21 protein-coding genes are annotated in these 24,455 nt (G+C 62.1%); 14 read left to right on the top strand and 7 right to left on the bottom strand.

From position 1 onward, the window contains the following. The first annotated feature begins 784 nt into the window (after nucleotides 1-784). Nucleotides 785-1,678, top strand: coding sequence for a DUF2889 domain-containing protein (locus D1Y85_RS16925; protein ID WP_185219020.1), 894 nt, complete (start codon nucleotides 785-787; stop codon nucleotides 1,676-1,678). 182 nt (nucleotides 1,679-1,860) lie between these two features. Here the strand turns inward: D1Y85_RS16925 and D1Y85_RS16920 are convergent, their stop codons facing one another. The 4 genes from D1Y85_RS16920 to D1Y85_RS16905 are packed head-to-tail and all read right to left on the bottom strand — an operon-like array spanning nucleotide 1,861 to nucleotide 6,007. Then, a complete protein-coding gene (locus D1Y85_RS16920) occupies nucleotides 1,861-3,210 on the bottom strand; it encodes an aldehyde dehydrogenase family protein (protein WP_124152212.1) in 1,350 nt (449 codons plus the stop codon). Nucleotides 3,211-3,225: 15 nt separating this feature from the next. Then, entirely contained in the window at nucleotides 3,226-4,335 is a 1,110-nt protein-coding gene (locus D1Y85_RS16915) for an NAD(P)-dependent alcohol dehydrogenase (protein WP_124152211.1), read from the bottom strand. 50 nt (nucleotides 4,336-4,385) lie between these two features. Next, complete coding sequence (locus tag D1Y85_RS16910) at nucleotides 4,386-4,817, bottom strand: Zn-ribbon domain-containing OB-fold protein (protein WP_124152210.1); 432 nt, start codon at nucleotides 4,815-4,817, stop codon at nucleotides 4,386-4,388. Further along, a complete protein-coding gene (locus D1Y85_RS16905) occupies nucleotides 4,814-6,007 on the bottom strand; it encodes a thiolase C-terminal domain-containing protein (protein WP_124152209.1) in 1,194 nt (397 codons plus the stop codon). The genes D1Y85_RS16910 and D1Y85_RS16905 overlap by 4 nt, the downstream gene beginning before the upstream one ends. A 307-nt stretch (nucleotides 6,008-6,314) precedes the next feature. Between D1Y85_RS16905 and D1Y85_RS16900 the strand changes: the two genes are divergently transcribed. Further along, nucleotides 6,315-7,406, top strand: a complete 1,092-nt coding sequence (locus tag D1Y85_RS16900) for an amidohydrolase family protein (RefSeq protein WP_124152208.1) — start codon at nucleotides 6,315-6,317, stop codon at nucleotides 7,404-7,406. A gap of 94 nt (nucleotides 7,407-7,500) precedes the next feature. Beyond that, entirely contained in the window at nucleotides 7,501-9,051 is a 1,551-nt protein-coding gene (locus D1Y85_RS16895; protein ID WP_124152207.1) for an AMP-binding protein, read from the top strand. 161 nt (nucleotides 9,052-9,212) lie between these two features. Here D1Y85_RS16895 and D1Y85_RS28025 read toward each other — a convergent pair whose 3' ends face one another. Next, entirely contained in the window at nucleotides 9,213-9,422 is a 210-nt protein-coding gene (locus D1Y85_RS28025) for a hypothetical protein (protein ID WP_342773475.1), read from the bottom strand. Further along, nucleotides 9,382-9,687, bottom strand: coding sequence for a hypothetical protein (locus D1Y85_RS16890; protein ID WP_124152206.1), 306 nt, complete (start codon nucleotides 9,685-9,687; stop codon nucleotides 9,382-9,384). Before D1Y85_RS16890 ends, D1Y85_RS28025 begins: the two co-directional genes overlap by 41 nt. Before the next feature lie 653 nt (nucleotides 9,688-10,340). Here D1Y85_RS16890 and panC point away from each other — a divergent pair. The 11 genes from panC to D1Y85_RS16835 all read left to right on the top strand — a co-directional run bounded on the left by panC (nucleotide 10,341) and on the right by D1Y85_RS16835 (nucleotide 22,897). After that, nucleotides 10,341-11,174 carry a pantoate--beta-alanine ligase gene (panC, locus tag D1Y85_RS16885; protein ID WP_124152205.1) on the top strand — a complete coding sequence of 278 codons (834 nt, stop codon included), beginning with the start codon at nucleotides 10,341-10,343 and terminating at the stop codon, nucleotides 11,172-11,174. A gap of 245 nt (nucleotides 11,175-11,419) precedes the next feature. Beyond that, nucleotides 11,420-12,235, top strand: coding sequence for a FadR/GntR family transcriptional regulator (locus D1Y85_RS16880; protein WP_221410310.1), 816 nt, complete (start codon nucleotides 11,420-11,422; stop codon nucleotides 12,233-12,235). A 437-nt stretch (nucleotides 12,236-12,672) separates the two neighbouring features. After that, nucleotides 12,673-14,307, top strand: a complete 1,635-nt coding sequence (locus D1Y85_RS27940; RefSeq protein WP_124152203.1) for a methyl-accepting chemotaxis protein — start codon at nucleotides 12,673-12,675, stop codon at nucleotides 14,305-14,307. A 372-nt stretch (nucleotides 14,308-14,679) separates the two neighbouring features. Then, nucleotides 14,680-15,429: an enoyl-CoA hydratase-related protein gene (locus D1Y85_RS16870; RefSeq protein WP_124152202.1), complete on the top strand. Its 750-nt coding sequence runs from the start codon at nucleotides 14,680-14,682 to the stop codon at nucleotides 15,427-15,429. Then, on the top strand, nucleotides 15,426-16,583 hold the full coding sequence (locus D1Y85_RS16865) for an acyl-CoA dehydrogenase family protein (RefSeq protein ID WP_124152201.1): 1,158 nt from the start codon (nucleotides 15,426-15,428) through the stop codon (nucleotides 16,581-16,583). The genes D1Y85_RS16870 and D1Y85_RS16865 overlap by 4 nt, the downstream gene beginning before the upstream one ends. Before the next feature lie 85 nt (nucleotides 16,584-16,668). Next, nucleotides 16,669-17,640, top strand: a complete 972-nt coding sequence (locus tag D1Y85_RS16860) for an NAD(P)H-dependent flavin oxidoreductase (RefSeq protein ID WP_124152234.1) — start codon at nucleotides 16,669-16,671, stop codon at nucleotides 17,638-17,640. 66 nt (nucleotides 17,641-17,706) lie between these two features. Continuing rightward, nucleotides 17,707-18,456 carry an electron transfer flavoprotein subunit beta/FixA family protein gene (locus tag D1Y85_RS16855; RefSeq protein ID WP_124152200.1) on the top strand — a complete coding sequence of 250 codons (750 nt, stop codon included), beginning with the start codon at nucleotides 17,707-17,709 and terminating at the stop codon, nucleotides 18,454-18,456. Nucleotide 18,457: 1 nt separating this feature from the next. Next, entirely contained in the window at nucleotides 18,458-19,387 is a 930-nt protein-coding gene (locus D1Y85_RS16850; protein WP_124152199.1) for an electron transfer flavoprotein subunit alpha/FixB family protein, read from the top strand. Between the two features lie 20 nt (nucleotides 19,388-19,407). Beyond that, complete coding sequence (locus tag D1Y85_RS16845) at nucleotides 19,408-20,928, top strand: AMP-binding protein (RefSeq protein ID WP_124152198.1); 1,521 nt, start codon at nucleotides 19,408-19,410, stop codon at nucleotides 20,926-20,928. Next, complete coding sequence (locus D1Y85_RS16840) at nucleotides 20,925-22,109, top strand: acyl-CoA dehydrogenase family protein (protein WP_124152197.1); 1,185 nt, start codon at nucleotides 20,925-20,927, stop codon at nucleotides 22,107-22,109. Before D1Y85_RS16845 ends, D1Y85_RS16840 begins: the two co-directional genes overlap by 4 nt. A 20-nt stretch (nucleotides 22,110-22,129) precedes the next feature. Continuing rightward, nucleotides 22,130-22,897, top strand: a complete 768-nt coding sequence (locus D1Y85_RS16835; protein WP_124152196.1) for an enoyl-CoA hydratase/isomerase family protein — start codon at nucleotides 22,130-22,132, stop codon at nucleotides 22,895-22,897. On the opposite strand, the gene D1Y85_RS16830 is transcribed toward D1Y85_RS16835, so the two are convergent. Beyond that, nucleotides 22,884-24,440 carry a long-chain-fatty-acid--CoA ligase gene (locus D1Y85_RS16830; RefSeq protein ID WP_124152195.1) on the bottom strand — a complete coding sequence of 519 codons (1,557 nt, stop codon included), beginning with the start codon at nucleotides 24,438-24,440 and terminating at the stop codon, nucleotides 22,884-22,886. The two genes, D1Y85_RS16835 and D1Y85_RS16830, sit on opposite strands and share 14 nt — an antisense overlap. Nucleotides 24,441-24,455 lie beyond the last annotated feature (15 nt).

Here is a 24,455-nt window from a genome sequence, read left to right as displayed (position 1 = left end):
CCCCTACCACTGGGGTGACGTCAAGATGCCACCGGATTCCGCTCGTGTTCCAGTGAACGAAGCGGAGGCCAAAGAACTGATCGACTACATTCTCAGTCAGCATTAATTCCCATGGAACGGAGGTCATCCGCGCAGTAAGAGGATTGGAGGGGTGTCCTTTGCTACGGCAAAGCAGATGTGCTGACCAGGCGAAGAGCACCCATTCACTCCCTCCAGTTACCTCGCTGCAGCTAGCGCGTCATTGTTGTCCTGCCTACCGCCTGTACTCGGAACACCAGAAGCCATTATTTGTGGCAAAACGACGGTTCCCGCTGCCCCCCTTTCAGAACGACATCGCAATCCACTTCATTGCGTTCGTCTGACTCGTCCTGTCTCCACTCGAGGATCATTTCAACCCGGGGCGAACCGAATCCATAGTAGTCGCATTTCAGTACAGGCAATATTTACTATATATGTTAATGAATACAATCATACGAATCATTGCGTATTTTTGATAAACTCCTGCCACACGACCGCATTAGCAAGACTTGCTGGAAAACACCAGCCAACTGCATGCGTTTCTGAATCCCGTCGAGCCCAAGGCTCAGCGATCCGGGCGACAGAACCAGACACTGTTATCGCGGCAAGCCACACATTCCGCGTACGACAACAGGATTTCCCTATGCCCATCTCCCTGCCTCCAGCTCCACGAACGTCGGGCGGATTCGCGCCTCCGCGTCGCCCGGGCTCGGTGCGTCGCACCTCAACCATCGATGCCAGTTGGCCCGGCGACGACAGGCAATCCATGAGTTTCGATGCACGCGCTCGCGATCTGCTGACTCCCGCGGATACCGGTATCGCACGTGTGCTGGCGTGGGATCGGGTGCAAGCGACGCTATCCGCCGACCGCACGATCCAGACGATCGCAAGCCAGCCCGAACGCCCTGGGCTTCAGCAACTCATCGGTGCGCGTGGCGGCGGTAATCTGCGGACGGCAATCGACGATGCGCTCCCAGAAGAGCATGCAGCCGGCAGCGCGCTGTATCTGCTGATCGACGACTTCGCCGGCGTGAGCCTCGTTGCGCCCTGGGCATGGCAGCACTGGTCCACGACAGGAAAAACGACTGCCGAGGTACCGCTCATTCTCGACCCTGCTAAGAGAGCAAGGCGCATCGCACGAATGGAAGGGGTCTGCATCGGCTTTCGACCCGGATCGACAGCGCTGCAGGACAATTCTGGCGCGCAACAGAATAGCGCGGACGTGGTGCCACTTCCCAATCCGGCGGATCCCCTCGGTTGGCACGAACTGCCGGCATTCAAAGGCATGTCGATGCGTCGCTCGCGACGCATCGACGTGTGGTGCGATGGCGATCAGCTTCGCATCGACGCAATGTTTCAAGACAGCGCCAGCACCCCCTCGGGCACACGTAAGGCCGTCCATGAGTACAGCCTCGACGTCGTTGCCGATTTACCGTCCCTAACGCTAACGCGTGTGCACGCCACGCCACGCATCCTGCCGTTCCCGGAATGCCCGTCGGCCGTGCAAAACACCGACCGGCTGCTCGGCGTTCCGCTGCGCGACCTCCGCTCCGCCGTGCTCGAACATCTACCGAAGACACTCGGCTGCACCCATCTGAACGACGCATTGCGCGCGCTCGCCGAGGTGCCAATGATGTTCGATGCGTTAAACCAGGCCTGATATGAAACGCGAGCAGCCGCGCAACAAAGCGCGACTGCCCCGATATTCTCAACGCTGCTGCCGGATCGCCGACACAACGATGCCCACATTGCCGGAAGCGAAGGTGGGCACGCTGACTCGCAACAGCGCGGTTTGAGCCAACTCGCCCACCGAATCCGGGATCGACTTTGCCCGGATCTACGTCAACCCGTTTTCTGCACAAAAATCGAGCGCGCGTTAGACAATTCCCTGAAACCGTAGATGCCCTTGTAGCGTCCGATCCCGCTGCCATTCACCCCGCCGAATGGCAGACGCGATTCGGCGTAGTGCATCATGACGCCGTTGACGGTCACGCCGCCTGACGACGAATACAGCAGAACCTGGTCGATGAAGCCCTGATCCGGGCTGAAAACATACATAGCCAGTGGTTTGCCCGTGGCGTCCACGTGCTCGGTCACCTCATCGAGAGACCGGTACGTAAGAACCGGCAGAATCGGCCCGAAGATCTCTTCGTGCATGATGCGCGCATCCAGCGGCACGTCGACCAGCACAGTGGGGTGTATCGTGCGGTCCGCCGCATCGACTTCCCCACCGATCACAACGCTCGCGCCACGCGCGATAGCATCGCTAACGTACCCATTCACCCGTTCGAAATTCCGCTGATCGACGATGCGAGCAAGCCGCTCCGGTACCAGCTTGCCGTCGACACGGAACATCTGGTCGATTACCGCTTTCGCAATCTGTATGAATGGATCGCGCAGCTCTTCAGGCACCCAGACGTGATCCACGGATAGACACAGTTGACCGGCATTGCGAAACCGGGCGGCGACCACCATGGCAACAGTCTTGGCAAGGTCAACGCCGCGGTCGACGATGGCCGGGCACTTGCCGCCTAGTTCGAGCGTCACAGTGGTGAGGTGCTTTGACGCCGCGGCCATTACCCGTTTGCCCACCGCGGGACTTCCCGTAAAGAAGATGTGATCGAACGGCAGGTCGAGCAGAGCCTCGGCGAGAGGCACTCCTCCCTCGAAAACCGCCACCTCGGACGGATCAAATACTTCTCGAATAATCTTCGCCGTCACCGCACTGGTTCTGGGCTGCATCTCGTTGGGCTTGACGATGCAGGCATTGCCAGCCGCAACGATTGGCACTAACGGAGAGAACACCAGCGAAAAGGGGAAATTCCACGGACCCAGCAGAAGTACGACGCCACGTGGCTCGTACATGATGTATGTTCTGTTGCCCTTGAAATGCGGGGACGGCGTCACCTCCGTATCCTGCATCCACTCTTCGACGCCATGCAGCGCTGCATCGATCTCCTCAAGCACGGATGTAATTTCAAAATGCTGGGGACCCATGCGCGGCTTGCGCAAATCGACGTAGAGCGCTTCGTCGATCTCGTCAGCGTGCGCGACGATCGCGTCGCGCAACTTCTGAAGACGCGCCCTGCGCTGTGCAGCGGTCGACGCTTTCAATGAGACGCGGTTGGCTCGCTGCGCATTGAAAACGCGCTCGATTTCGATGCGCGAATCCGCGCTAATTTGAGTGTTCATGTCGTTTCCTCTAAGTCACTGCGACACCCGAATCACGGGCTTGATAGCGGTTCCATCATGAGCGTCGTGTACGGCCTGATTGATCTGCGTAAGCTCGTAGTGACGTACCAGCTTCTCGAAGGGCAGCATCCCTTTTTGCCAGAACCCGATCAACTGCGGAATGAAGACCTCGGGAACAGCGTGCTCGCCGGCCATGATTGACCCCTTTATCTGCACACCCTTGTTCTGTAATTCCATCGGGTTGAACGACACCGATGCGTTCCCCCCAGCGACACCAACGAGCACAACACAACCGTTGAAGCCAGTCGCGGAAATCGCCTGCTCCATGACTGCGGGCACGCCGGTGGCCTCGACGGCGTAGTCCACGCCCCCGCCGGTCAACTCCTTGATTGCAGCTATCGCATCGGACGCGCCCGCGTCGATTACGTGCGTAGCGCCTAACTCCCGGGCCAGTTCGAGCCGGGAGGCGACCTTGTCGACCGCGATCAACGTCGTACAACCCGCAATTTTCGCCGCCATCAACGCACACAACCCAACAGCACCCGCTCCAAAGACAGCAAAGGTGCTGCCGGGCCGCGGGCGCATCGTATTCAGTACTGCACCAGCACCTGTCTGGACACCACATCCCAACGGGCAGACAAGATCAAGCGGAAGCTCCTTCGCGACCTTGATCACGCTTGCCTGTCCGGCCAGCACGTGGGTAGCGAAGGAGGATTGTCCCAGGAATCGCGCAAAGACCGGCTTACCGTGATAGTTGTGACTGCAGGAGCCGTCCGGGCGATATCCGCCGGACATGTTGAGTTCGCGAAAACGCAAGCAGTACGAGGGCTGCCCCTCCTTGCAGTTCTTGCAGATCCCGCAGGAAGTTGTCGTCATCAGGACATGGTCGCCAGGCGACACTTTGGTCACACCCGCCCCCACTTTCTCGACGACGCCGGCGCCCTCGTGCCCGAGAATGGCTGGCCAGGGAAGCGGTGCATTAGCGAGCACGGTCAGATCCGTGTGGCACAGCCCCGTGGCCACGATGCGCACGACGACCTCTCCCGCGCCCGGTTCGTCCATTTCGACGTCTTCTATGACCAAAGGACCATTGTTAGCCAACGCTAGTGCTGCTTTGATTTGCACGATGCGTCTCCTGATCTATATCTGACAAAACACGGTTCGTGGCTGATGACTCAACCCGCTTTGAAGATCGGTTGTTTCCAGCCCTCGCTGATGTCGTTCCAACCAACCGTGACGCGCATGCCAATGTGCACCTGCTCAGGATCGACGTCGACGAGGTTCGATACGAGGCGCACACCCGGCGCATCGTCGAGCTCCACCACCACTGGCACGTAAACAAAGTCCTCGATGCCGGGAAACGGTGAGCGGTTGCAGATCGCAAAGCTGTAGACCGTCCCTTTGCCCGACAGAGTGGGCCACTCGGTCTTCTGGCTTTGGCAATTCGGGCAGAATGGTGTGGGCGGCATACGGAACGTACCGCAATCTCCACACTTGGCCGCAGTCAGGCGCTGCTCCTTTGCTGCCTGCCAGAACGGCTCGGTCCACGGGTCCATACCGATATGCACATGCTCGCCCGGCAACGCGCGCGAAATCACTTTACTCATGCGGATTTCTCCAGAATCAGGCCGGACACAGGAATCGACGCTGGGCCGCCGGTCACAAGCGCGAACTGTGCGTCGGGCACCTGGTTGATCGCGGTGCCGCGCAACTGCTCAACGCCTTCGACGATATGCGTCATGCCGATGATGTACGCTTCGGAAAGCTGGCCGCCATGTGGATTGACAGGGATACTGCCGCCCATACGGATCGCGCCACTTTCGACAAACGGACCACCCTCACCCTTTGCGCAGAATCCGTAGTCTTCGAGTTGCATCACGACCATCGGCGTAAAGTGGTCGTAGATCAGCGCAACGTCAACGTCAGCAGCCGTGATGCCTGCCTTCGCGTAGAGACGGTCGGCCACTGACTTGTGACCGGACGAAGCAAAATACTCGTCGCTCATGCCCATCCATCCGAACGCCCGGCCCCACTCGCGTCGGCCGCCATGTGCGGCTGCACGCACCAGCACCGGCTTTTGCTTCAGGTCGCGGGCACGCTCCGTCGAGGTCGTGATGACAGCCACTGCGCCGTCGGTCTCAAGACAGAAGTCGAGGCGGCACAGCGGATCGGCCAGCATCGGCGATTCGAAGTATTCTTCGAGCGTGAGCGGTTTGCGACGAATCGCTTTTGGCCGGTTCAGCGCATTATTGCGAGAGCTGATCGCCACTTCGGCAAAGGCCTCGCGCCGCGTGCCGTACAGGTGCATATGGCGCCGCGCCAGCACTGACATCAGATGACCTGGCCCGACAAGCCCCGCCGGTTGCAAAAACGACACTTCCGGGTCGGGCTTGACAGCGCCAAACACGGTGCCGAGTCGCTGCGCACGCTGCTGCAGCGACATCACGGTGACCACGTAATTCGCTTCGCCCGCCAGGATGGCCGCCGAAGCCAGTCCGATCGATCCGGCCGAGCCGCCACCGCCGGACGTCAGCGTGGCCGTGAACGTTACCTCCGGAATGCCCAGCATTTCCATGATGCTGGCCGTGTCCATCTTGTCGGTATAGCCGGCCATGGCGCTCGCGTAGTACGCGAATCCGTCGATTTCCTTGACCGAGAGCCCCGCATCGGCGCACGCATTGAGGATGGCCTCCCCAATCATTTCGTTCACAGTGCGCGGCCACGACTGCCCCCGCAGGTAGTAGGGCGTCGCGCCGACGCCGACGATCGCCGTCTTGTTGCTATGTTCCCAGGTCACTGGTTGGTCTCCTGTTGCGTCTGGACGAAGCCCGCATCGATCACCGACGCCCCACCCTCGTCCACCAAAGAGATACCTTTTTATTCGCCTAGAGATGCCGCCGTCAAGCCAACTCGCGATAAAACGGGGATTTATTCGGGAAAACACTGAGTCGCCCTCAACCTCTGGCGGTGAAATAATAGACCGCACAGACTATTGAGGTATCTCAACAGATCGATACCCAAGATCTGCTACGACACGGTTTTCAGGGAACTTCGCACCACTGCACGCTGCGTGCGCGACGCCCTCAACTTGAAAGGCTTTTCGTATGTCGAACCAACCATTTATTTTCAGCGCCGATTCGCATCTTGTCGAACCCAACGAACTGTTCCTCGACAGCATGCCAGCCTCCCTCAAGCGGCATGCACTGCGGGCCGTCAAGGAAGGTGACATGATCGTCACCCGCACTGAGGAGCAGGTCATCTATCGCCTGAAGCCGCAGATGATCGAGTTGGTCGGCGAAAAGCGTATTGGCGCTCGCGACCTGGGCGGCCGGCTGCAGGACATGGCGAGGGACGGCATCGACGCGGAAATCTGCTTTCCCAGCCTCGGGCTGTGGACCTATGCGCTGACCGACCCCGAAGCAGAACTTGCGACGACCCAGATCTACAACGACTGGAACAACAGCTATCTGTCGGGGCACCTGGACACTTTCGTGCGCTGTGGCGTGCTGCCGGTGCGCCGCTTGACCGACACGGTCGCCGAACTCAAGCGACTCGGCCAGCTAGGCTTCAGCGCCGCGATGCTGCCCTCGGTCACCCCGACCGGCGTGCCGCGCTACAACAGCGCCGAGTGGGATCCGGTATTCGCGGCTGCGGCTGAGTTCGGGATCGTACTCGTGCTCCACACGGGCACGGGGCTCGAAACGGTGATTCATGAGCGCGGCGCGGGCGCAGCGGTGGTGAACTATACGCGCCAGATGAACGACGGGATCGACGCGATCACCTATATGGTCGCGGGCGGCGTGCTCGATCGCAATCCGGCCGCGCAGGTCGCGGTGATCGAATGCGGCGCAAGCTGGCTAGCCGCACTGTCCGAACGGATGGACGAAGTCTATTTTGCCCATGCGCCCTTCGTACATCCGAAGCTGAGCGTACCGCCGAGCGAAGTGATCCGGCGCCAGGTCAAGGCATCGTTCCAGCACGACCGCGCGTGCATCGCCTCCCGTCATGTCACCGGAGTGGAGGCGCTGCTTTGGGCCTCGGATTATCCGCACGCCGAGGGCACCTTCCCGCATTCGAAGGCTGTCATATCGAACCTGTTCGATGGCGTTACCATTACGGAGAAGGAAAAGGCGGACATTCTCGGCGGCAACGCCGTACGACTCTTCAGACTCCAACGGCCAGGCGTGCCGGCCTGAACTGGCTGGGCAGCCAGACCGAGGACACCGACTCACCTGCGCCGCCGCGTCTTCGCTCGAATACGCTGACCGCAACCTCTAGAACTTGCGACTCATGAGCGACACACATCACTCTTACGATCAAGTGCGCCTGCACAGCTTCGGCGACATGCTACGCGAGCAGGCGCGCTCGCGCCCGCAACACATCGCTCTGGTCGAGCAGGATACGCGCTACACGTATGCCCAGTTGCACCACCGGATCAACCGCCTGACCCACTCGCTGCAACAACGCGGCGTAACGTCGGGCTCACGTCTGCTGTGGCTGGGACAGAACTCACATCGCGTCCTGGAACTGCTCGGCGCCGCCGCGCGGCTCGGCGCGATCGTCTGTCCGGCCAACTGGCGCATGACGGCGGCTGAGACGGTTCGTACGCTAAACGACTTCGATCCATCGATCGTCTTCTGGCAGGAATCCGAGGTCGGTGACATCGCGCGGGAAGCGCGCACCGCCGCCCGTCCCGGCAACGCGGCATGGATCCAGCATGACGGTTCCGGCGAGCACAGCTACGAGGCGCTGATCTCGGCCGGGGCTGATGAGGATGACGAAGCGCGCGTCAATCCGGACCTGCCGTTATTGGCGATCTATACCGCAGCATTCGACGGCGCGCCGATGGCGGCGCTACTGTCGCATACGACGCTGATGTTGCAGGGTCTGATGAACACGCAGAGCCAGCTCATCGCGGAGACGAGCTCGTATCTGGTCTCAGGACCGATGTTCCATGTCGGGGTGATGATGGGTACGCTGGCGACCATCCTCGCCGGCGGACGCTGCGTGTTCGTTTCGCGCCCGGACGCGCAGACGCTGCTTCAGGTGATCGCGGCCGAGCGCGTGACACATGCCTTTCTCGTACAGCCCACTGTCGAGCAGATGCGTCGACTCAATCAGGAGAGCCGCTACGACATATCCAGTCTCTTCGCCACGCCTGACATGTCCGACTGGCGCATGCCGATGGTGATGCCGGCCGGCGCGCCGCTCGTGGCGAAGCTTGGCGGCTATGGGCAAACCGAGATCGGTGGCCTTTCGGTGTTGCTGTGGCTCGGCGGCAGCGGCGCTGGACGGCCTGCACCCTTCATTCAGGTGAAGATTCTCGACGAGGACGGAAATGAAACGGCGCCCGACACCCCAGGCGAGATCGCAGTGCGCGGCGCCCTTGTCATGAACGGCTATCTGGGTCAGGCAAAGGAAAACGCACGACGCACGCGCGATGGCTGGCATCGCACCAACGATCTGGGGTTGCGCAAGGCCGACGGCTCGATCGTGTTCGTCGGACCGAAGACAACCATGATCAAGTCGGGCCTGGAAAACATTTACCCGGCCGAAGTCGAGAGCTGTCTTCGCAGCCATCCCGCAGTGGCCGACGTCTGCGTGATCGGCGTGCCGGATCCGACCTGGTCACAGAACGTCAAGGCCGTGGTCGTCGCACGCCCCGGCGCTGAGGTCAACGCAGATGCGTTGATCGAGCACTGCCGCGAACGCATCGCATCGTACAAGAAGCCTAAGATGGTGACTTTCGTCGATGCGCTGCCTCGCAACAGTGCGGGTGGAATTGATCGCGCTGGTGTAGACGCCGCGCACGGCGGCGGCAATTATCCACGCGTGGCCTGAAAGCAAGGTTAGTGACGCGCGACGCGCGAGCGACACAACGCGTCACATAAGCCCAATGCCCGCCCGGCATTGGGCTTTCCTTCCGGTTCACGCGCAACCGCCCCCCCTCCAGGTATAAATGCCGGTTACGCGCGAATACCTGAGTCGGGCAGCCCCTTCGGCTACCCGAACCGGGTCATGTCAGCACCACGGCCATGCCGAGCTACCTGACGCGGGTCATGCACATTATCGGCGAGATGCGCCCAGATGCTTGCGCCAACCGGAATCGCCTCATCATTGAACTCATATCCGGGGTTGTGCACATGGCAACCGTGCCACTCGCTTGCGCCGTTACCGATCGCGATATAGCAACCCGGCACCGATTCCAGCATCCACGCAAAGTCCTCGCTTCCATTGCCCCCCGCGCGATCGCGACATCAGCACGTTTGCCTCGCGGAGCAGATCGACCAGAACCTGCTGCATGAAGCGCGTTTCGCCAGCGTGATTCACCAGCACCGGAACCAGGCGCTGGTTATCGATCGTTGCCTCAACGCCGAACACTGTCGCCTGAGCGGTAACGATCTGCTTGACGCACCGTTCATGCCCCGTTATCACTTCCGCGTTTACAATCACAGCAATTATATATATTATTTTCACACTGCTGCCTGGCAACCACCGGACCGCATCGTGACTGCAATCCGTATTGAAACGATTGAGACACCGGTGGTTGCACGTGCCAAAGAATCGCTACTCGTGACGGGGTCGCGATTGGTACCCGGTCTTTCCTCAGGGAGAGGCCGGGCTCTTTTTCGACTGCCCCGAACGTACCGCAAGCGTGTGCTCGTCGAATCCAACCGCAGACATGGGCTCCCTTACGTTTGCCCGTCAGGGCGGCGATGTCCGGATCTGTCGGTTGAACGTGTGCAATACCATTCCCAGTGACGTTTCAGTCGGCAATCAGAGCACATTTTTTTCGTACGAGACTTCTCACAAGATCTTCTCAGCCCCTCTCCATGCACGAGTTCAGTTCCGTTGGTAAGCAGCTTCACGTCAGGTCTGATGTCGATACCTCCCGAGGCAACGACTCGCCACACCCGACCGCCGAACCTGTCGCAGCCCGCGCCGCACACAGCTACGAAAACAAGACGCTTCCCGTCGGACGCGCCTGGGCCTGGGCAAAGCATGGTCACTATGACTGGATGAACGAACATTGGCCTTTCATCAGCAAGGAATGAATCACGCACCCGCAGCGTCATCCAGAACGTTTGCCAGTGCCTTGTGCGGACTGCGGAATCACACTTAGCCAACACATGAAGATCATTCGCTCCATTTACGAACTGCGAGATCAGTTGCGCGGCCAGAATCGCACCGCCTTCGTTCCGACGATGGGCAGCCTGCACGAAGGTCATCTGTCGCTGATGCGTCTCGCACGCCAGCATGGCGACCCGGTCGTGGCGAGTATCTTCGTCAACCGGTTGCAGTTCGGCCCCAACGAGGACTTCGACAAATATCCGCGCACGCTCGAAGCTGACATCGAGAAGCTGGAGAAGGAAAACGTCTACGTGCTGTTCGCGCCGACCGAACGGGATATGTATCCGGAGCCACAGGAATATCGCGTGAATCCGCCGCACGATCTGGGCGACATCCTCGAAGGGGAATTCCGGCCGGGGTTCTTCCAGGGCGTATGCACGGTGGTGATGAAGTTGATATCGTGCGTACAGCCGCGTGTAGCGGTCTTTGGCAAAAAGGACTACCAGCAGTTGATGATCGTACGGCAGATGTGCCACCAGTTCGCGCTACCGATGGACGTCATCGCCGCTGAAACCGTGCGCGACGCCGACGGCCTCGCGCTCTCCTCGCGCAACCGCTATTTGCAGGCCTCCGAACGCGCCGAAGCACCGGTGCTGGCCGCCACGCTTAACCGGGTCCGCGACGAAGTGCTGACGGGCAACCGCAATTTCGCGCAAATCGAGCTGGCTGCGATGGAGTCCCTGGCCGCGCGCGGCTGGCGGCCCGACTACATCGCCGTACGCAAGCGCGCGGACTTGCTGCCGCCGACCGCGCAAGACACCGATGCACCGCTCGTCGTGCTCGCCGCTGCCAAACTCGGCTCGACTCGCCTCATCGACAACCTCGAAATCTGACGCCCGAAATCGGAAATTGCATACTCTGACCCAAGAGTGACTCGCCCCGGCTCCCTCCCACACCGATCTCATCGATGCGATTGTGCACAGTTTTCTGAATCGATACTGCGCCTGAGAGCGGCCGGACCCGACGATCCATCTTGGTATCGGCCCGAATCTCCGTGCTATAAACAATATGTATAATTAAGGTGATAAACTTTCGAAGGGAATGCCGACTCATGGCCACTCGCCAATCCAGATCGCCCGTGTCCGCGCACGCCGATGTCATCACACCGGTTGCACCGGAGGCGCCCACGCCGTTGCGCCGCTCGGCCCTGTACGTTCCCAAGGCACCTGAGATCATTGCTGACCGCATCCGCAAACAGATCGTCGGCGGCGCGCTCAAGGTCGGCGAACTGCTGCCCGCAGAGAGCAAGCTCATGGAGGAATACGGCGTTTCACGTCCGACCATTCGCGAAGCTTTCCGTATCCTCGAAGCCGAACGCCTGATTTCTGTGGCGCGTGGCGCACGCGGCGGCGCGCTGATCCATGCGCCCGACCCGCAACTGATTTCGGCGTATACGCTCCTGGTGCTGCAGGCCGAACGTACTACCGTCGTTGAAGTGTTCAACACCCGCCGACTGATTGAGCCGCCACTGGCACGCGAAATCGCGCTCAATGGCCCTGCGGACGCTGCAGCACAACTGCAGGAAAAACTCGATGCCGAACGCGTGTCAGTCAAGGACATCCTGGCGTTCAACACTGCCCTGACCAGTTTTCACCACACAATCGTGGAACTGTCGGGCAACCGGCCGCTCATCCTGATGATGGCGGCGGTCACCAGCGTGATCGAGAAACACCAGGCCATGACGATGCAACTCACGCGCCGCCGTCAGCCGCAGGAGAAGGTCCTTGCTGAAGTCGACGTGGCGTTCCGTTCACAGAAGAAGCTGATCGACCTGATCGCGAAGCGTGACGGTAACGCCGCCGAGGCGCACTGGACCCGGCATATGGACATCGCACACCGGCTGTTCGTGAGTGGTTTTGAGGAACTGACGATCCACGACCTGCTGACAGAATGATCCGCTAAAAGCCGCGGCGTCGCGCCGGCGAGTGGTGAACCAGGAGAAAAATATGAGAAGAAAGGGAGATCTGGAACACATCGAGGCGCGCAGGCTCGAGGATGCCCCTCTGCTTGAGCGGGCCATGCCGCGGACCGGACTGCCGCGGCACCTGGCGTGTCGCGCCACGCGGCCAGCCTCGCCGAACGCATCGGTTTCCCGGACGGTGTCTCAAGTCGATGCCGTGCCGGCGCAGGCTAGTTCGGGCCATCCTGGCAACAGGCAGCTCTCGCGCCCCCACATGTCAACCATTTGACAAAGCCACGCACTGCGCATGGAGTGCCTCGCGAATATCGCCGTGCGACCACGACGCCAATACGGATAGCAAACCGTGGCGCGGTGTGTCGGTCGGTAGCTCCGCACCTTGAACTGCATCTCAACTTGTTGCCGGTACCGTAATGAACAGACTAAGTGGTTCCATCAAGTCGAAGATTATTTTCACTTTAGGGCTCTGCCTTGTGTTGACGATAGCGGTCGGGCTGACGGGTATTCACGGCCTCCGGACCCTGAGTGCGAACATGGGTTTGATGTACACGAACGACACGCTGCCCCTCGAGGACCTCGCTGCGACGCAGGCTATCGCGCTCCGGAACCGGGTCGCGCTCAACAGCCTGATGCTGGTGCACAACCCCGAGGTTATCAAGCAGGAAGTCAAGCAAATCCAGGAGCGGCAAACAAAGTTCAACGCGGCCTGGAAGGACTACTATCCCACGCGAGTCACGGCTGGCGACGAACGCAAGCTTGCGGACGGTACCGCCGCGCAGATCAATGAGTTCACGTCGGTCCTGGACAGCGTACTCGCGTCCATTGCCCAGAACGATCTGTTGGGCGCCGCCCCCGCGCTCGATAGGCTGGAGACGGTGGGTAATTCGCTTTCGGACAGCCTCGATCAGGAAATCGACATCAAAGCGAGTCAGACCAGGGAGTTTGGGCTCAGCGGCGCCGACATGTTCCAGGCGCAGCTCCGGATCGCCATCGGTATGATCATGGCCGGCGCGGCGGTCGCGGTTGGTGCGGCGATCTATCTGGTGAGGGCCATCATGACGCCGCTCGGAGCGGCAGTCAGCGTCGCGCAGCGTATCACTGAAGGGCATCTGGAAAACCAGCTTCCGGCTCATTCGAATGACGAGTTTGGCCGCCTGCTCGTTGCGCTCAAAGGAATGGACGCAAACCTTGCCACGATTGTTCGCAAGATCAAGACGTCGAGCGACGCGATTCTCGGCGCGGCGAGCGAGATTGCTGTCGGCAATAGGGATCTGTCTTCGCGCACCGAACAACAGGCGTCCTCGCTTGGCAAAACGGCGGCCCGCATGGAGCAGATCACGGCCACCGTCAAACAGAACTCCGACAACGCGCGGCAGGCCAACGGACTGGCGGCCAATGCATCGCAAGTCGCCGATCACGGCAACGCTGCCGTGGGGCAGATGGTTGCCACGATGAGTGAAATCACGGCTAGCTCGGCGAAGATCGCGGAGATCACGACGTTGATCGAAGGCATTGCCTTCCAGACCAACATTCTGGCGTTGAACGCCGCAGTGGAAGCAGCACGCGCCGGTGAGCAAGGGCGCGGCTTCGCTGTGGTCGCAAGCGAAGTCCGCAGTCTCGCACAGCGCTCCTCAAGCGCAGCCAAGGAAATCAAGGAACTGATCCAGGGTTCGGTAGCAACGGTCCACTGTGGCTCCGCCCAGGCGGAGCAGGTCGGCCATACCATGGCCGAAGTGACGCTAGCAATTCGGCGGGTCGCGGATATCAACGCGGAAATATCCTCTGCATCAGACGAGCAGGCCCGCGATATTGAGCAGGTCAACCTGGCGGTCAACCAGATGGATGAGGCCACGCAGCAGAACGCAGCGCTCGTCCAGGAAGCGACCGCCGCGGCGCAGTCGCTCGAGCAAATGGCTGGGGAACAGAAGAGCGCGGTGGCCGTGTTCAGGCTGGCAGGCAGTGCGGAGCGATTCGCTTCCGCTATCCCGCACAAGTCTGAGCCTGCGCTGGCCCCTGGGCCCGCCATGCGTCAAGCTGTATCAGCCTGAACTCCATCTGAGAGGTAGTCGGCCGATAGGCAAGAAGCGGTCAATGGGCGGTGAGTTTTTCCCTAACTGCGCAGGGCTGACGCTCCGATCGTTCAATGCGGCGGTGAAGTTGACCGAAACCAGAAGTCGCGACTAGCCGCCGTTCGCCTGCAACATCCTCCAGCCTCGGCTGTGCACGCCGCGCCCCGTTCGCGGCTGCTTGACGTGCAGCCGCCATGCGCGGGCTCCCCCTCCCGCGCAACCACAATTTCTCTCGGCTCATAGCCCATCTCCGGGTCAACCCTGACTTCTTCGTTCAGAACGACGCTGGAAAACCGCCGTAATTCGCTATATCATTAAGCTAATTACACCAAACTTCGAGACGCCCTACCCATGTCTGATCCGCATATCGTTGTGGGCCATGCCGACGGCATCACGACTCTGACCCTCGCGCGCCCGGAGCGGCGTAACGCGTTGACGCTTGGCATGTACCGCGCACTTGCCGATGCCCTGACTGCTGCAACCCACGACACGCAAACCCGAGCGGTGGTGTTGAGCGGCGCGGATGGCTATTTCACCGCGGGCAATGACCTCGCGGACTTCATCGACTACCGGAAAGGCGGAGAGTTTGTCGCGCTGACCTTCCTGCACGCACTTTCAGCCTGCAAGAAGCCCGTCGTGGCGGCGGTCGAACGCGGCGCGATCGGCGTCGGCGCAACACTTCTTCAGCATTGCGACTTTGTCTATGCGGGCCGCAGTACGCGTTTCTCACTGCCGTTCATCAACTTCGGACTGAGTATCGAAGGCGGTACGAGTCTCGCATTGGGTCGCGGGCCGCTAGCACGCCAGGTGACCCGTTGGCTGATGCTCGGTGAGCCTTTCAACGCCACGGAAGCGCTCGCCGCCGGCCTCGTCACCGAAGTGCTCGACGACGATTCGACGCTCGCCGCAGCGCAGACCACCGCAGCACGTCTCGCAGCGATGCCGCCGGAGCCGCTCCAGCGCACCAAGGCGTTGCTGCAGAAAGCACGCGGCCCGATGCACGAGACGCTGGCCGAAGAGATCGACTATTTCACCGGTCTTTTGCAAGGCGAATTTGCGCAGGAACAACTGCGACGCTTCACAACGAGGGACAAGTCATGAAACGTACGATCTTCGAAGCCGAGCACGAGAGCTTCCGCAACAGCGTGCGCCGTTTCGTGAATAACGAAATTGCGCCCCACGTCGAAGCATGGCGCGCCCAGGGTTCCGTCACCCGTGAGGCATGGCGCAAGGCCGGAGAGCAGTCGCTCCTGTGCATGTGGGCAGGCGAGCAGTATGGCGGCGCGGGAATCGAAGACTTTCGCTATGACCAGATCCTTGCCGAGGAACTGTATCTTGGCGGCGACCCGGGCTTTTACATTCCGCTGCACAACCGCATCGTCGCGCCCTATATCCAGCGGTTCGGCAACGAGGAGCAGCGCCAGCGCTTCCTGCCTGGCGCTATCAGCGGCGAGACTATCCTCGCGGTCGCCATGACCGAACCGGGCGCAGGATCCGACCTGGCCGGCATGAAAGCCCACGCGCGCGACTGCGGCGACTACTGGCTGCTCAATGGCAGCAAGACGTATATCTCGAACGGGATTCTCGCCGACGCGGTCATCGTCGCGGCACGGACCAACCCGGAAAGCAGCCATGGGCTGAGCCTGTTCATCGTCGAACGCGGCATGCAAGGATTCGAACGCGGTCGACGCCTCGCCAAGATGGGTCTCGATGCCCAGGACACCGCCGAGCTGTTCTTCAACGACGTGAAGGTCCCGAAGGCCAATGTGCTGGGCGAGCCCGGCAAGGGGTTCGTCTATCTGGCGAGCAATCTGGCCGAGGAGCGCCTGATGTGCGCCGTGCAGTCGCTCGCGCACGCTCAGGCCGCTTTCGATCTCACGCTCGACTTTGTGAAACAGCGCCGTGCCTTCGGCAGGCCCATTGGCGCGTTGCAGAACACACGCTTCAAGATGGCCGAGATGCGAGCGCAACTGGACTGTCAGCAGGTCTGGGTCGATCAACTGGTGCTTCTGCACAACGAAGGAAAGCTCGACGCGGTCGATGCGTCGTCGGCGAAGCTGCTCGCGACGGAACTCGAAGGGCGCGTCATCGACGAGTGCGTGCAGTTACACGGCGGCGCGGGCTTCATGGAAGAGTACCGGATTTCGCGCATGTATCGCGACGCGCGCGTCACGCGCATTTTCGCGGGTACCAACGAGATCATGAAGGAAATCATCGGCCGCTCGCTCGGCCTCGACGAACGCAAGCTGACCTGATCCGGTTTCCGCGCGGGTGTGCCTGACTGGCCGCCCCGCCTCGCCCACTCGATACGCACACCCGCATATGACAACACCGCTGACCATGAAGACCCGCGTCACTGAACTGCTGGGCACCCGCTACCCCATCGTGCAGGGTGGCATGCAGTGGGTCGGCCTCGCCGAGATGGCTGCGGGCGTCGCCAACGCAGGCGGCCTCGGCATGCTCACCGGCCTCTCCCAGCCCACGCCCGAAGCCCTCGCCGCCGAGATCGACCGCTGCCGCAGCATGACCGACCAGCCCTTCGGCGTGAACATGACCATCTTCCCCACCATCAAGCCGCCCCCTTACGCCGAGTACATCGACGTCATCATCGACAAGGGCGTCAAGGTTGTCGAAACCGCCGGCAATAAAGCCGTCGATTTCATGCCGAAGATGAAGGCCGCCGGCATCAAGATCATCCACAAGTGCGTCGCCGTGCGCCATGCCCTCTCCGCCGAAAAGCTCGGCGTCGACGCCATCAGCATCGACGGCTTCGAATGCGCCGGCCACCCCGGCGAGGAAGACATCCCCGGCCTCGTGCTCATCCCCGCCGCCGCGCGCGTGCTCAAGGTGCCCGTGATCGCCTCCGGCGGCATCGGCGACGGTCGCGGCATGGCCGCCGCGCTCGTGCTCGGCGCCGAAGGCATCAACATGGGCACGCGCTTTTGCGCCACCCAGGAAGCACCGATCCACGAGAACATCAAGCGCGCCCTGCTCCAGGCCAGCGAGCGCGACACCAACCTGATCTTCCGCTCGCTGAAGAACACCGCGCGCGTGCTCAAGAACACCGTCTCCGATGAGGTGGTCGCCACCGAACGCCGACCCGGCGGCTGTGATTTCGCCGAGATCCGCCCGCTCGTGGCAGGCACCCGTGGCAAGGCCGCGCTCGATGCGGGCGATCCGCAAGGCGGCATCATCACCGCAGGCATGGTAGTGGGCCTGATCGACGACATCCCCACCTGCGCCGAACTGCTCGAGCGCATGGTCGCCGAGTGCCACCAGCGCCTCGGTGCCGCCAGTGGCTACTTCGCCTGACCAGCGAAGCGATCGAAAACAACCTTCGTGGCGCCCATCGCGCCACGAACATGGAGGAACGACACAATGAAGATTCTGGTCCCGGTCAAACGGGTGATCGACTACAACGTCAAGGTTCGCGTCAAGGGCGATGGCAGCGGCGTCGATCTCAGCAACGTCAAGATGAGCATGAATCCGTTCGACGAAATTGCTGTGGAAGAAGCGGTTCGTCTCAAGGAAAAAGGCGCGGCAAGCGAAGTCGTGGTCGTGTCCTGTGGTCCGGCGGCGAGTCAGGAAACGCTGCGCACGGCGCTCGCCATCGGCGCCGACCGTGCCATCCTGGTCGAGAGCGACGCGGACCTGCAGCCGCTGGCCGTCGCGAAGCTGCTCAAGGCGCTGCTCGACAAGGAACAGCCTGGCCTCATCATTGCCGGCAAGCAGGCCATCGACGACGACTGCAACCAGACCGGCCAGATGCTCGCGGCGCTGGCCGATCTGCCGCAGGCCACCTTTGCATCGAAGGTTGAAATTTCTGAAGGCGCGGCCATCGTCACGCGCGAAGTGGATGGCGGCCTGGAGACGCTCAGGCTGAACCTGCCCGCTGTCGTCACGACCGACTTGCGCCTGAACGAGCCGCGCTACGTCACGCTGCCCAACATCATGAAGGCCAAGAAGAAGCCGCTCGACACCATCAAGCCTGACGCACTCGGCGTGGATGTCACACCGCGCCTGAAGACCCTGAAGGTCAGCGAGCCGCCGAGCCGCAGCGCCGGCGTGAAGGTGCCCGATGTCGCTACCCTGGTGGCAAAGCTCAAGAACGAAGCGAAGGTGATCTGACATGACAGTGCTGGTAATTGCCGAACACGACAACGCGTCTATCAAGGGCGCCACGCTCAATGTAGTGACCGCCGCCGCGCGGTGCGGCGGCGAAGTTCACGTGCTGGTGGCCGGACACAACGCCGGCGCAGCCGCCGCGGCTGCCGCCCAGATCGCCAGTGTCGCCAAGGTGCTGCACGCTGACGATGCGCGTCTCGCCGACGGGCTGGCCGAATCCGTGGCCGCCCAGGTGCTCGCAATCGCAGGGCGCTACAGCCATCTTCTGTTTGCTGCCACCGCCAGCGGCAAAAACGTCGCGCCCCGCGTGGCGGCGAAGCTGGACGTGGCTCAGGTCAGCGACATCATCCGCGTGGTGGACACCGCGATCTTCGAACGCCCGATCTATGCCGGCAACGCTATTGCCACGGTGCAAAGCGACGATGCAATCAAAGTCGTCACCGTTCGCACCACCGCGTTCGACGCTGCATCTCAAGGCGGTACGGCGCCGGTCGAGACCATCCCACCGGTATGCGACAACGTCGGCAGCAGCCTGGTTGGCCGCGAAGTCACGAAGAGCGACCGCCCCGAACTGACTGCGGCGCAGATCGTCGTTTCCGGTGGCCGTGCGCTCGGCAGCAATGAACAATTCATGCAGGTGCTCACGCCGCTGGCCGACAAGCTGGGCGCAGCGCTCGGCGCAAGCCGTGCGGCAGTCGACGCCGGCTACGCCCCGAACGACTGGCAGGTTGGGCAGACGGGCAAGATCGTCGCCCCCGATCTGTACGTTGCATGCGGGATTTCCGGGGCGATCCAGCATCTCGCCGGCATGAAGGATTCCAAAATCATCGTGGCCATTAACAAGGACGCCGAGGCGCCTATTTTCGGCATCGCGGACTACGGGCTTGAAGCCGATTTGTTTACCGCGATCCCTGAACTCGTTAACGCGCTGTAATCCGCTGCCGCCCCTCCACCATGAAACCTGACGATACAGCTGCCCTGATGCCGGACAAACCCGCCGCTGTACTGGCGGGCGACGGCAGCGTGCTGAGCTTCGCGGAACTGAGCGAGCGCTCCTTGCGCCTTGCTTCCGCGATGGCCGCACAGGGTCTGCGCTCGCGCGATCACGTCGCGATCCTGCTGGAAAACCGGCTCGAGTACTTTGTCGCGGCGTGGGCAGCGCACCGGCTAGGCCTGTACTACACGCCGGTGAACTGGCACCTGCAGCCGGGCGAGGTCGCGCACATCGTGGCGGACTCGGGGGCGCGCTGGCTGTTCGTTTCCAGGGAACTCGCGCCGCTGGTGACAGGGCTCCAGTCCGAATCGCTCGAACGCGTGATCGTCATCGAAGACAGCGTAGCCGGACTGGCGACACTGCTCTCGCGAGCCGACATCGAGCGCCTGATCGACCAGCGCGAAGGCCAGGCGATGTTCTATTCGTCCGGCACCACGGGCCAACCGAAAGGGATCAAGCGCAATCTCGCGCTCGACATGTATGGCACCACACCGCCGTGGGAATCGCTGATTACCGACGCCTATAACGTCGACGCCGAAACTGTCTATCTCTGTCCCGCCCCGCTCTACCACGCGGCGCCGCTGGGCTGGACGATGGCCGTGCAGCGCCGTGGCGGAACGGTGATTCTGATGGAGCGGTTCGATCCGCGCGAGGTCTTGCGCCTGATCGAGCAGTATCGTGTGACGCATCTGCAAATGGTACCCACGCATTTCGTGCAGTTGCTCAAGCTGAGCCGCGCCGAGCGCGAAGCGTTCGACCTGTCCAGCCTTCAGGTCGCGGTGCATGCGGCCGCGCCGTGCCCGGTGCAGGTGAAAGAGCAGATGATCGACTGGTGGGGGCCTATCGTCTACGAATACTATGCGTACTCGGAAGGCAGTGGCTTCGCCCGCATCAGTCCCCAGGAATGGCTGGCGCACAAAGGCTCGGTAGGACGTCCGGTGCTCGGTACCGTGCGCATTCTGGATGAACACGGCAAGGAACTGCCGACCGGCGAGCCGGGCGTTATCTGGATCGAGGGCGGCGCGGATTTCGCGTATCACAACGATCAGGCCAAGACTGCTTCGGTGCATGACGCGCAAGGCCGCACCTCGGTCGGCGACATGGGCTATGTCGATGCCGAGGGCTATCTGTACCTGACTGACCGCGTGTCGCACATGATCATCTCAGGTGGCGTCAACATCTACCCGCAGGAGGTGGAGAATCTGCTGGTCATGCATCCCGAACTGGCCGACGCTGCGGTGATCGGCGTTCCGGATGCGGAATATGGCGAACGGGTGCTTGCCGTGGTCGTGCCTGCCGAGGGCGTGCAGGCCGACGCGGCGCTGGCTGCGCGCCTCATCGAATATTGCCGCAGCAATATCGCCCACTACAAATGTCCCAAAGCAGTCGAGTTTGTCGATAGCCTGCCGCGACTGCCCACCGGCAAGCTGCTCAAACGACACCTGCGCGAACGCTTCACACTTCCGAAGACATCCGTATGAATTTCGATCTCACTCCCGAGTTGCTCGATCTCCAGCAGCGCACGCGCGATTTCATCGCGCGCGACGTGATTCCGTTCGAGCGCGACCCGCGTTGCACCCCTCACGGCCCGACGGAAGATCTGCGGGCTGAACTGATTGCTCGTGCAAAGGCTGCCGGCCTTTTGTCCTCGCACATGCCGCTGGAACTGGGCGGCCTGGGCCTGAACCACCGTGCCAAAGCGATCGTTTTCGAAGAATCCGGCTACTCGCCGCTCGGTCCTGTGGCCATGAATATCGCCGCGCCCGACGAAGGCAACATGCACCTGATGGAAGTCGTAGCGACGCCGGAACACAAGGCACGCTGGCTCGTGCCGCTTGCCGCTGGCAAGATCCGCTCGTGCTTCTGCATGACGGAGCCGGACCCCGGCGCGGGGTCGGACCCGAACATGCTGATGACGACCGCGACGCGCGACGGCGACAGCTATCTGATCAACGGTCGGAAGTGGTTCACCACGGGAGCCGAGGGCGCGGCTTTCGCCATCATCATGGCAAGGCACGAGGGTGGCGAACTCGATGGCCAGGCGACCATGTTCCTCGCCGACATGAATCAGCCCGGAGTGACGCTCGAACGCACGATGGACGCGCTCGACACCTGCTTTCCTGGCGGCCACGGCGTGGTGCGCTTCGACAACCTGCGCGTGCCCGCCACCGATGTGCTCGGCGAGCCGGGCCAGGGCTTCCGCTACGCGCAGGTCCGGCTTTCGCCCGCGCGACTCACGCACTGCATGCGCTGGCTCGGCGAGGCAAGACGCGCGCACGACGTCGCCACGGCCTACGCTGCCAAACGCAAGGCGTTCGGCAAGACGCTGGGCGAGCACGAAGGCGTGGGTTTCATGCTCGCTGACAACGAGATGGATCTGCACGTCACGCGCCTCGCGATCTGGCATTGCGCATGGACGCTCGACCAGGACAAACTGGGCCGCCACGCATCGAGCGTCGCCAAGGTCATCTCGTCCGAGGCCTGCTGGCGGGTGGTAGACCGCTCCGTGCAGATTCTCGGCGGCCAGGGCGTAACGAACGACACCGTTGTCGCGCGCATCTTTGCGGACATGCGCGCATTCCGTATCTACGACGGCCCTTCGGAAGTGCATCGCTGGAGCATCGCCAACAACATCCTGCGCCGCGCTAAGCCGGCGCATTGAATCGTTCTGCGGAGACCCTTATGTCCGATCTGGTGCTTGTCACCCGTCACGACGCAGTCGTGCAGTTGACATTGAATCTGCCCGACAAGCGCAACGCGCTGGAGACCGCGCTTACCGACGCGCTCGCCGAGGAACTCGAAGCGCTGCAGCGTGACGCCACGTGCCGCGCCGTGGTGTTGAGCGGCGGCAAAAGCTTTTGCGCGGGCGGCTCGCTCGACTCACTGAAAACCAGCGGCCTCGAGATGCGCGGCGAGATGCGCGCCGGCCATCGCCTGCTGCGCCTGATCAATGCGGGACGGCTGCCGGTCGTGGCGGCGGTGGAAGGCGCCGCATTCGGCGCCGGCCTGTCGCTGGCGGCGCTGTGCGACTTCGTCGTCTGCGATAGCGAAACGAAGTTTGGCGCAGTGTATGGCAAGGTCGGCATCATGCCAGACTGGGGCGCGTTGTGGATACTGCCGCAGCGCATGGGCATCGGGCGCACGCGCGAGCTGGTGATGTTCAGTCAGGTCGTGGGCGGCGCCGAGGCCAAATCGATCGGCCTCGCCGATGTGCTCGCCGAGAACGGCCAGGTGCTGCCCGCCGCGCTCGCGTGGGCGCAACGTCTCGCGACGGCGGCCCCGGGCGCCATCAGTGCCACCAAGGCCGCATTGGCTCGCCAACCGCTTTCGCTCGATGCAATGCTCGACTGGGAAGCGGACACCCAGGCACTGCTGATCGCATCGGACGACTTCGCGGAGGGCCGCGACGCGTTCTTCGGCAAACGCGCCGCGCAATTCAAGGGGCGGTAGGCTCGCCACGGACGCTGGCGCGGACCTCGTATTTCAGCAGCTTGCCCGCCGCCGACAACGGCAACGCATCTCGAAATTCGATGCTACGCGGGCATTTATAGCCGGCAAGGTGTTCACGGCAGTGAGCGATGACCCGATCACTGCCGAGCGCCGTGCCGGCCTTGAGCACCAACGCGGCGTGCACGCGCTCACCCCACATCGCATCCGGCACGCCAACCACCGCACAGGCGGCGATCTCGGGCATCATCAGCAGCACGTTCTCCACTTCCGCCGAATACACGTTTTCACCACCGGTGATGATCATGTCCTTCAGGCGATCGACGACGTAGAGAAAGCCATCGTCATCGAAGCGTCCGAGATCGCCCGTGTGCATCCAGCCGCCTCTTAGCGTCTGCGCACTCAACTGCGGCTGCCCCCAGTAACCTTGCATGACCATCGGGCCGCGCGCGACGATCTCTCCCACCTGCCCTGGCGGCAACGGCAGTCCGTCGGTATCGATGACGGCCACTTCCGCAATCGGAATGGGGCGCCCGGCCGAGCGCAGACGTGCGCGTTCCGCCGCATTGCTAGTTGGCAAATGACACGAGGCAGGCAAGGCGGTAATGACCGGAGAGAGTTCCGTCATGCCATAGAACTGCACGAAGCCCACCGACGGCATGGCGCACAATGCCTGATTGAGCAACGCTTCGTCGATCGGCGCCGCGCCGTAGAGCACCGAGCGCAACGACGAGAGATCGAATTCACCGAAGCGCGGATGATCGATCAGGCGCTTGAGCATCGTCGGCACGAGAAAGGTCTCCGTAGCCCGTTCGTCGGCAATGCCCCGCATGATAGCCACTTCATCGAAGGCGGGCAGCAGCACCACAGTCGCCGCTTGCCCGACCAGTTGCAGCAGATGGCCGATCGCGCCGACATGGAATAGCGGCGCACACGTCAGCGCCACCGTGTCCGCCTCACGATCGACCGAGGCGCTCGCCGACTGTGTACCGAGGAACAGGTTAGCGTGCGACAGCATCACGCCCTTGGGTTTGCCAGTCGTGCCGCCCGTGTACATCAGGGCGGCGAGGTCATCGCCTTGCCGCGCGGCATCCTCCACCGGCGCGAGGCCGACCAGTGCCGCTTCGATATCGACGACGTCCGCCGGCGCTGCGCCGTCACCGCAATAGAGGACCTCGACGAGGCTGTGCGATTTCTCGCGCAGCGCCGGCACCTGCGGCGCGAATGTCTGATCGACGATCAGCCAACGGGTCTCGCAATCGTCGAGTGACCAGGCCATCTCCGCTGTGGTCCAGCGGATGTTCACCGGATTCACGACGCCGCCAGCCCACCACACGGCGTACATCGCCTCGACGTAGCGCGCGCTGTTCATCCCGAGCAGTCCCACGCGATCGCCGGCGCGCACGCCTCGTGCATGCAGCAGCGCCGCCAGCCGCGCGACACGCGCGGCCAGCTCGCCATACGCCACGTGTCGCCCGCTATCGGCAAGAGCGATGCGGTGCGGGCAGTTGGACAACGCACGGTGCAGCGGATGGGTCAGTTGCATGAGTTTCCTCGAAAC

The organism is Paraburkholderia dinghuensis, assembly GCF_003837865.1.
In the GTDB taxonomy this organism is placed as follows: Bacteria; Pseudomonadota; Gammaproteobacteria; order Burkholderiales; family Burkholderiaceae; genus Paraburkholderia; species Paraburkholderia dinghuensis.
Note: the sequence above shows the minus strand (reverse complement) of the source record. Positions and strands in the feature narration are given on the sequence as shown.

Excerpts from the sequence above, each read along its gene's own strand:
- D1Y85_RS16830 (WP_124152195.1), bottom strand. The coding sequence starts at position 24,440 with ATGCAACTGACCCATCCGCTGCACCGTGCGTTGTCCAACTGCCCGCAC.
- panC (WP_124152205.1), top strand. The coding sequence starts at position 10,341 with ATGAAGATCATTCGCTCCATTTACGAACTGCGAGATCAGTTGCGCGGC.
- D1Y85_RS16865 (WP_124152201.1), top strand. The coding sequence starts at position 15,426 with ATGAAACGTACGATCTTCGAAGCCGAGCACGAGAGCTTCCGCAACAGC.
- D1Y85_RS16900 (WP_124152208.1), top strand. The coding sequence starts at position 6,315 with ATGTCGAACCAACCATTTATTTTCAGCGCCGATTCGCATCTTGTCGAA.
- D1Y85_RS16895 (WP_124152207.1), top strand. The coding sequence starts at position 7,501 with ATGAGCGACACACATCACTCTTACGATCAAGTGCGCCTGCACAGCTTC.
- D1Y85_RS16850 (WP_124152199.1), top strand. The coding sequence starts at position 18,458 with ATGACAGTGCTGGTAATTGCCGAACACGACAACGCGTCTATCAAGGGC.
- D1Y85_RS16920 (WP_124152212.1), bottom strand. The coding sequence starts at position 3,210 with ATGAACACTCAAATTAGCGCGGATTCGCGCATCGAAATCGAGCGCGTT.
- D1Y85_RS28025 (WP_342773475.1), bottom strand. The coding sequence starts at position 9,422 with ATGCTGGAATCGGTGCCGGGTTGCTATATCGCGATCGGTAACGGCGCA.
- D1Y85_RS16870 (WP_124152202.1), top strand. The coding sequence starts at position 14,680 with ATGTCTGATCCGCATATCGTTGTGGGCCATGCCGACGGCATCACGACT.
- D1Y85_RS16925 (WP_185219020.1), top strand. The coding sequence starts at position 785 with ATGAGTTTCGATGCACGCGCTCGCGATCTGCTGACTCCCGCGGATACC.
- D1Y85_RS16845 (WP_124152198.1), top strand. The coding sequence starts at position 19,408 with ATGAAACCTGACGATACAGCTGCCCTGATGCCGGACAAACCCGCCGCT.
- D1Y85_RS16840 (WP_124152197.1), top strand. The coding sequence starts at position 20,925 with ATGAATTTCGATCTCACTCCCGAGTTGCTCGATCTCCAGCAGCGCACG.
- D1Y85_RS27940 (WP_124152203.1), top strand. The coding sequence starts at position 12,673 with ATGAACAGACTAAGTGGTTCCATCAAGTCGAAGATTATTTTCACTTTA.
- D1Y85_RS16855 (WP_124152200.1), top strand. The coding sequence starts at position 17,707 with ATGAAGATTCTGGTCCCGGTCAAACGGGTGATCGACTACAACGTCAAG.
- D1Y85_RS16910 (WP_124152210.1), bottom strand. The coding sequence starts at position 4,817 with ATGAGTAAAGTGATTTCGCGCGCGTTGCCGGGCGAGCATGTGCATATC.
- D1Y85_RS16835 (WP_124152196.1), top strand. The coding sequence starts at position 22,130 with ATGTCCGATCTGGTGCTTGTCACCCGTCACGACGCAGTCGTGCAGTTG.
- D1Y85_RS16860 (WP_124152234.1), top strand. The coding sequence starts at position 16,669 with ATGAAGACCCGCGTCACTGAACTGCTGGGCACCCGCTACCCCATCGTG.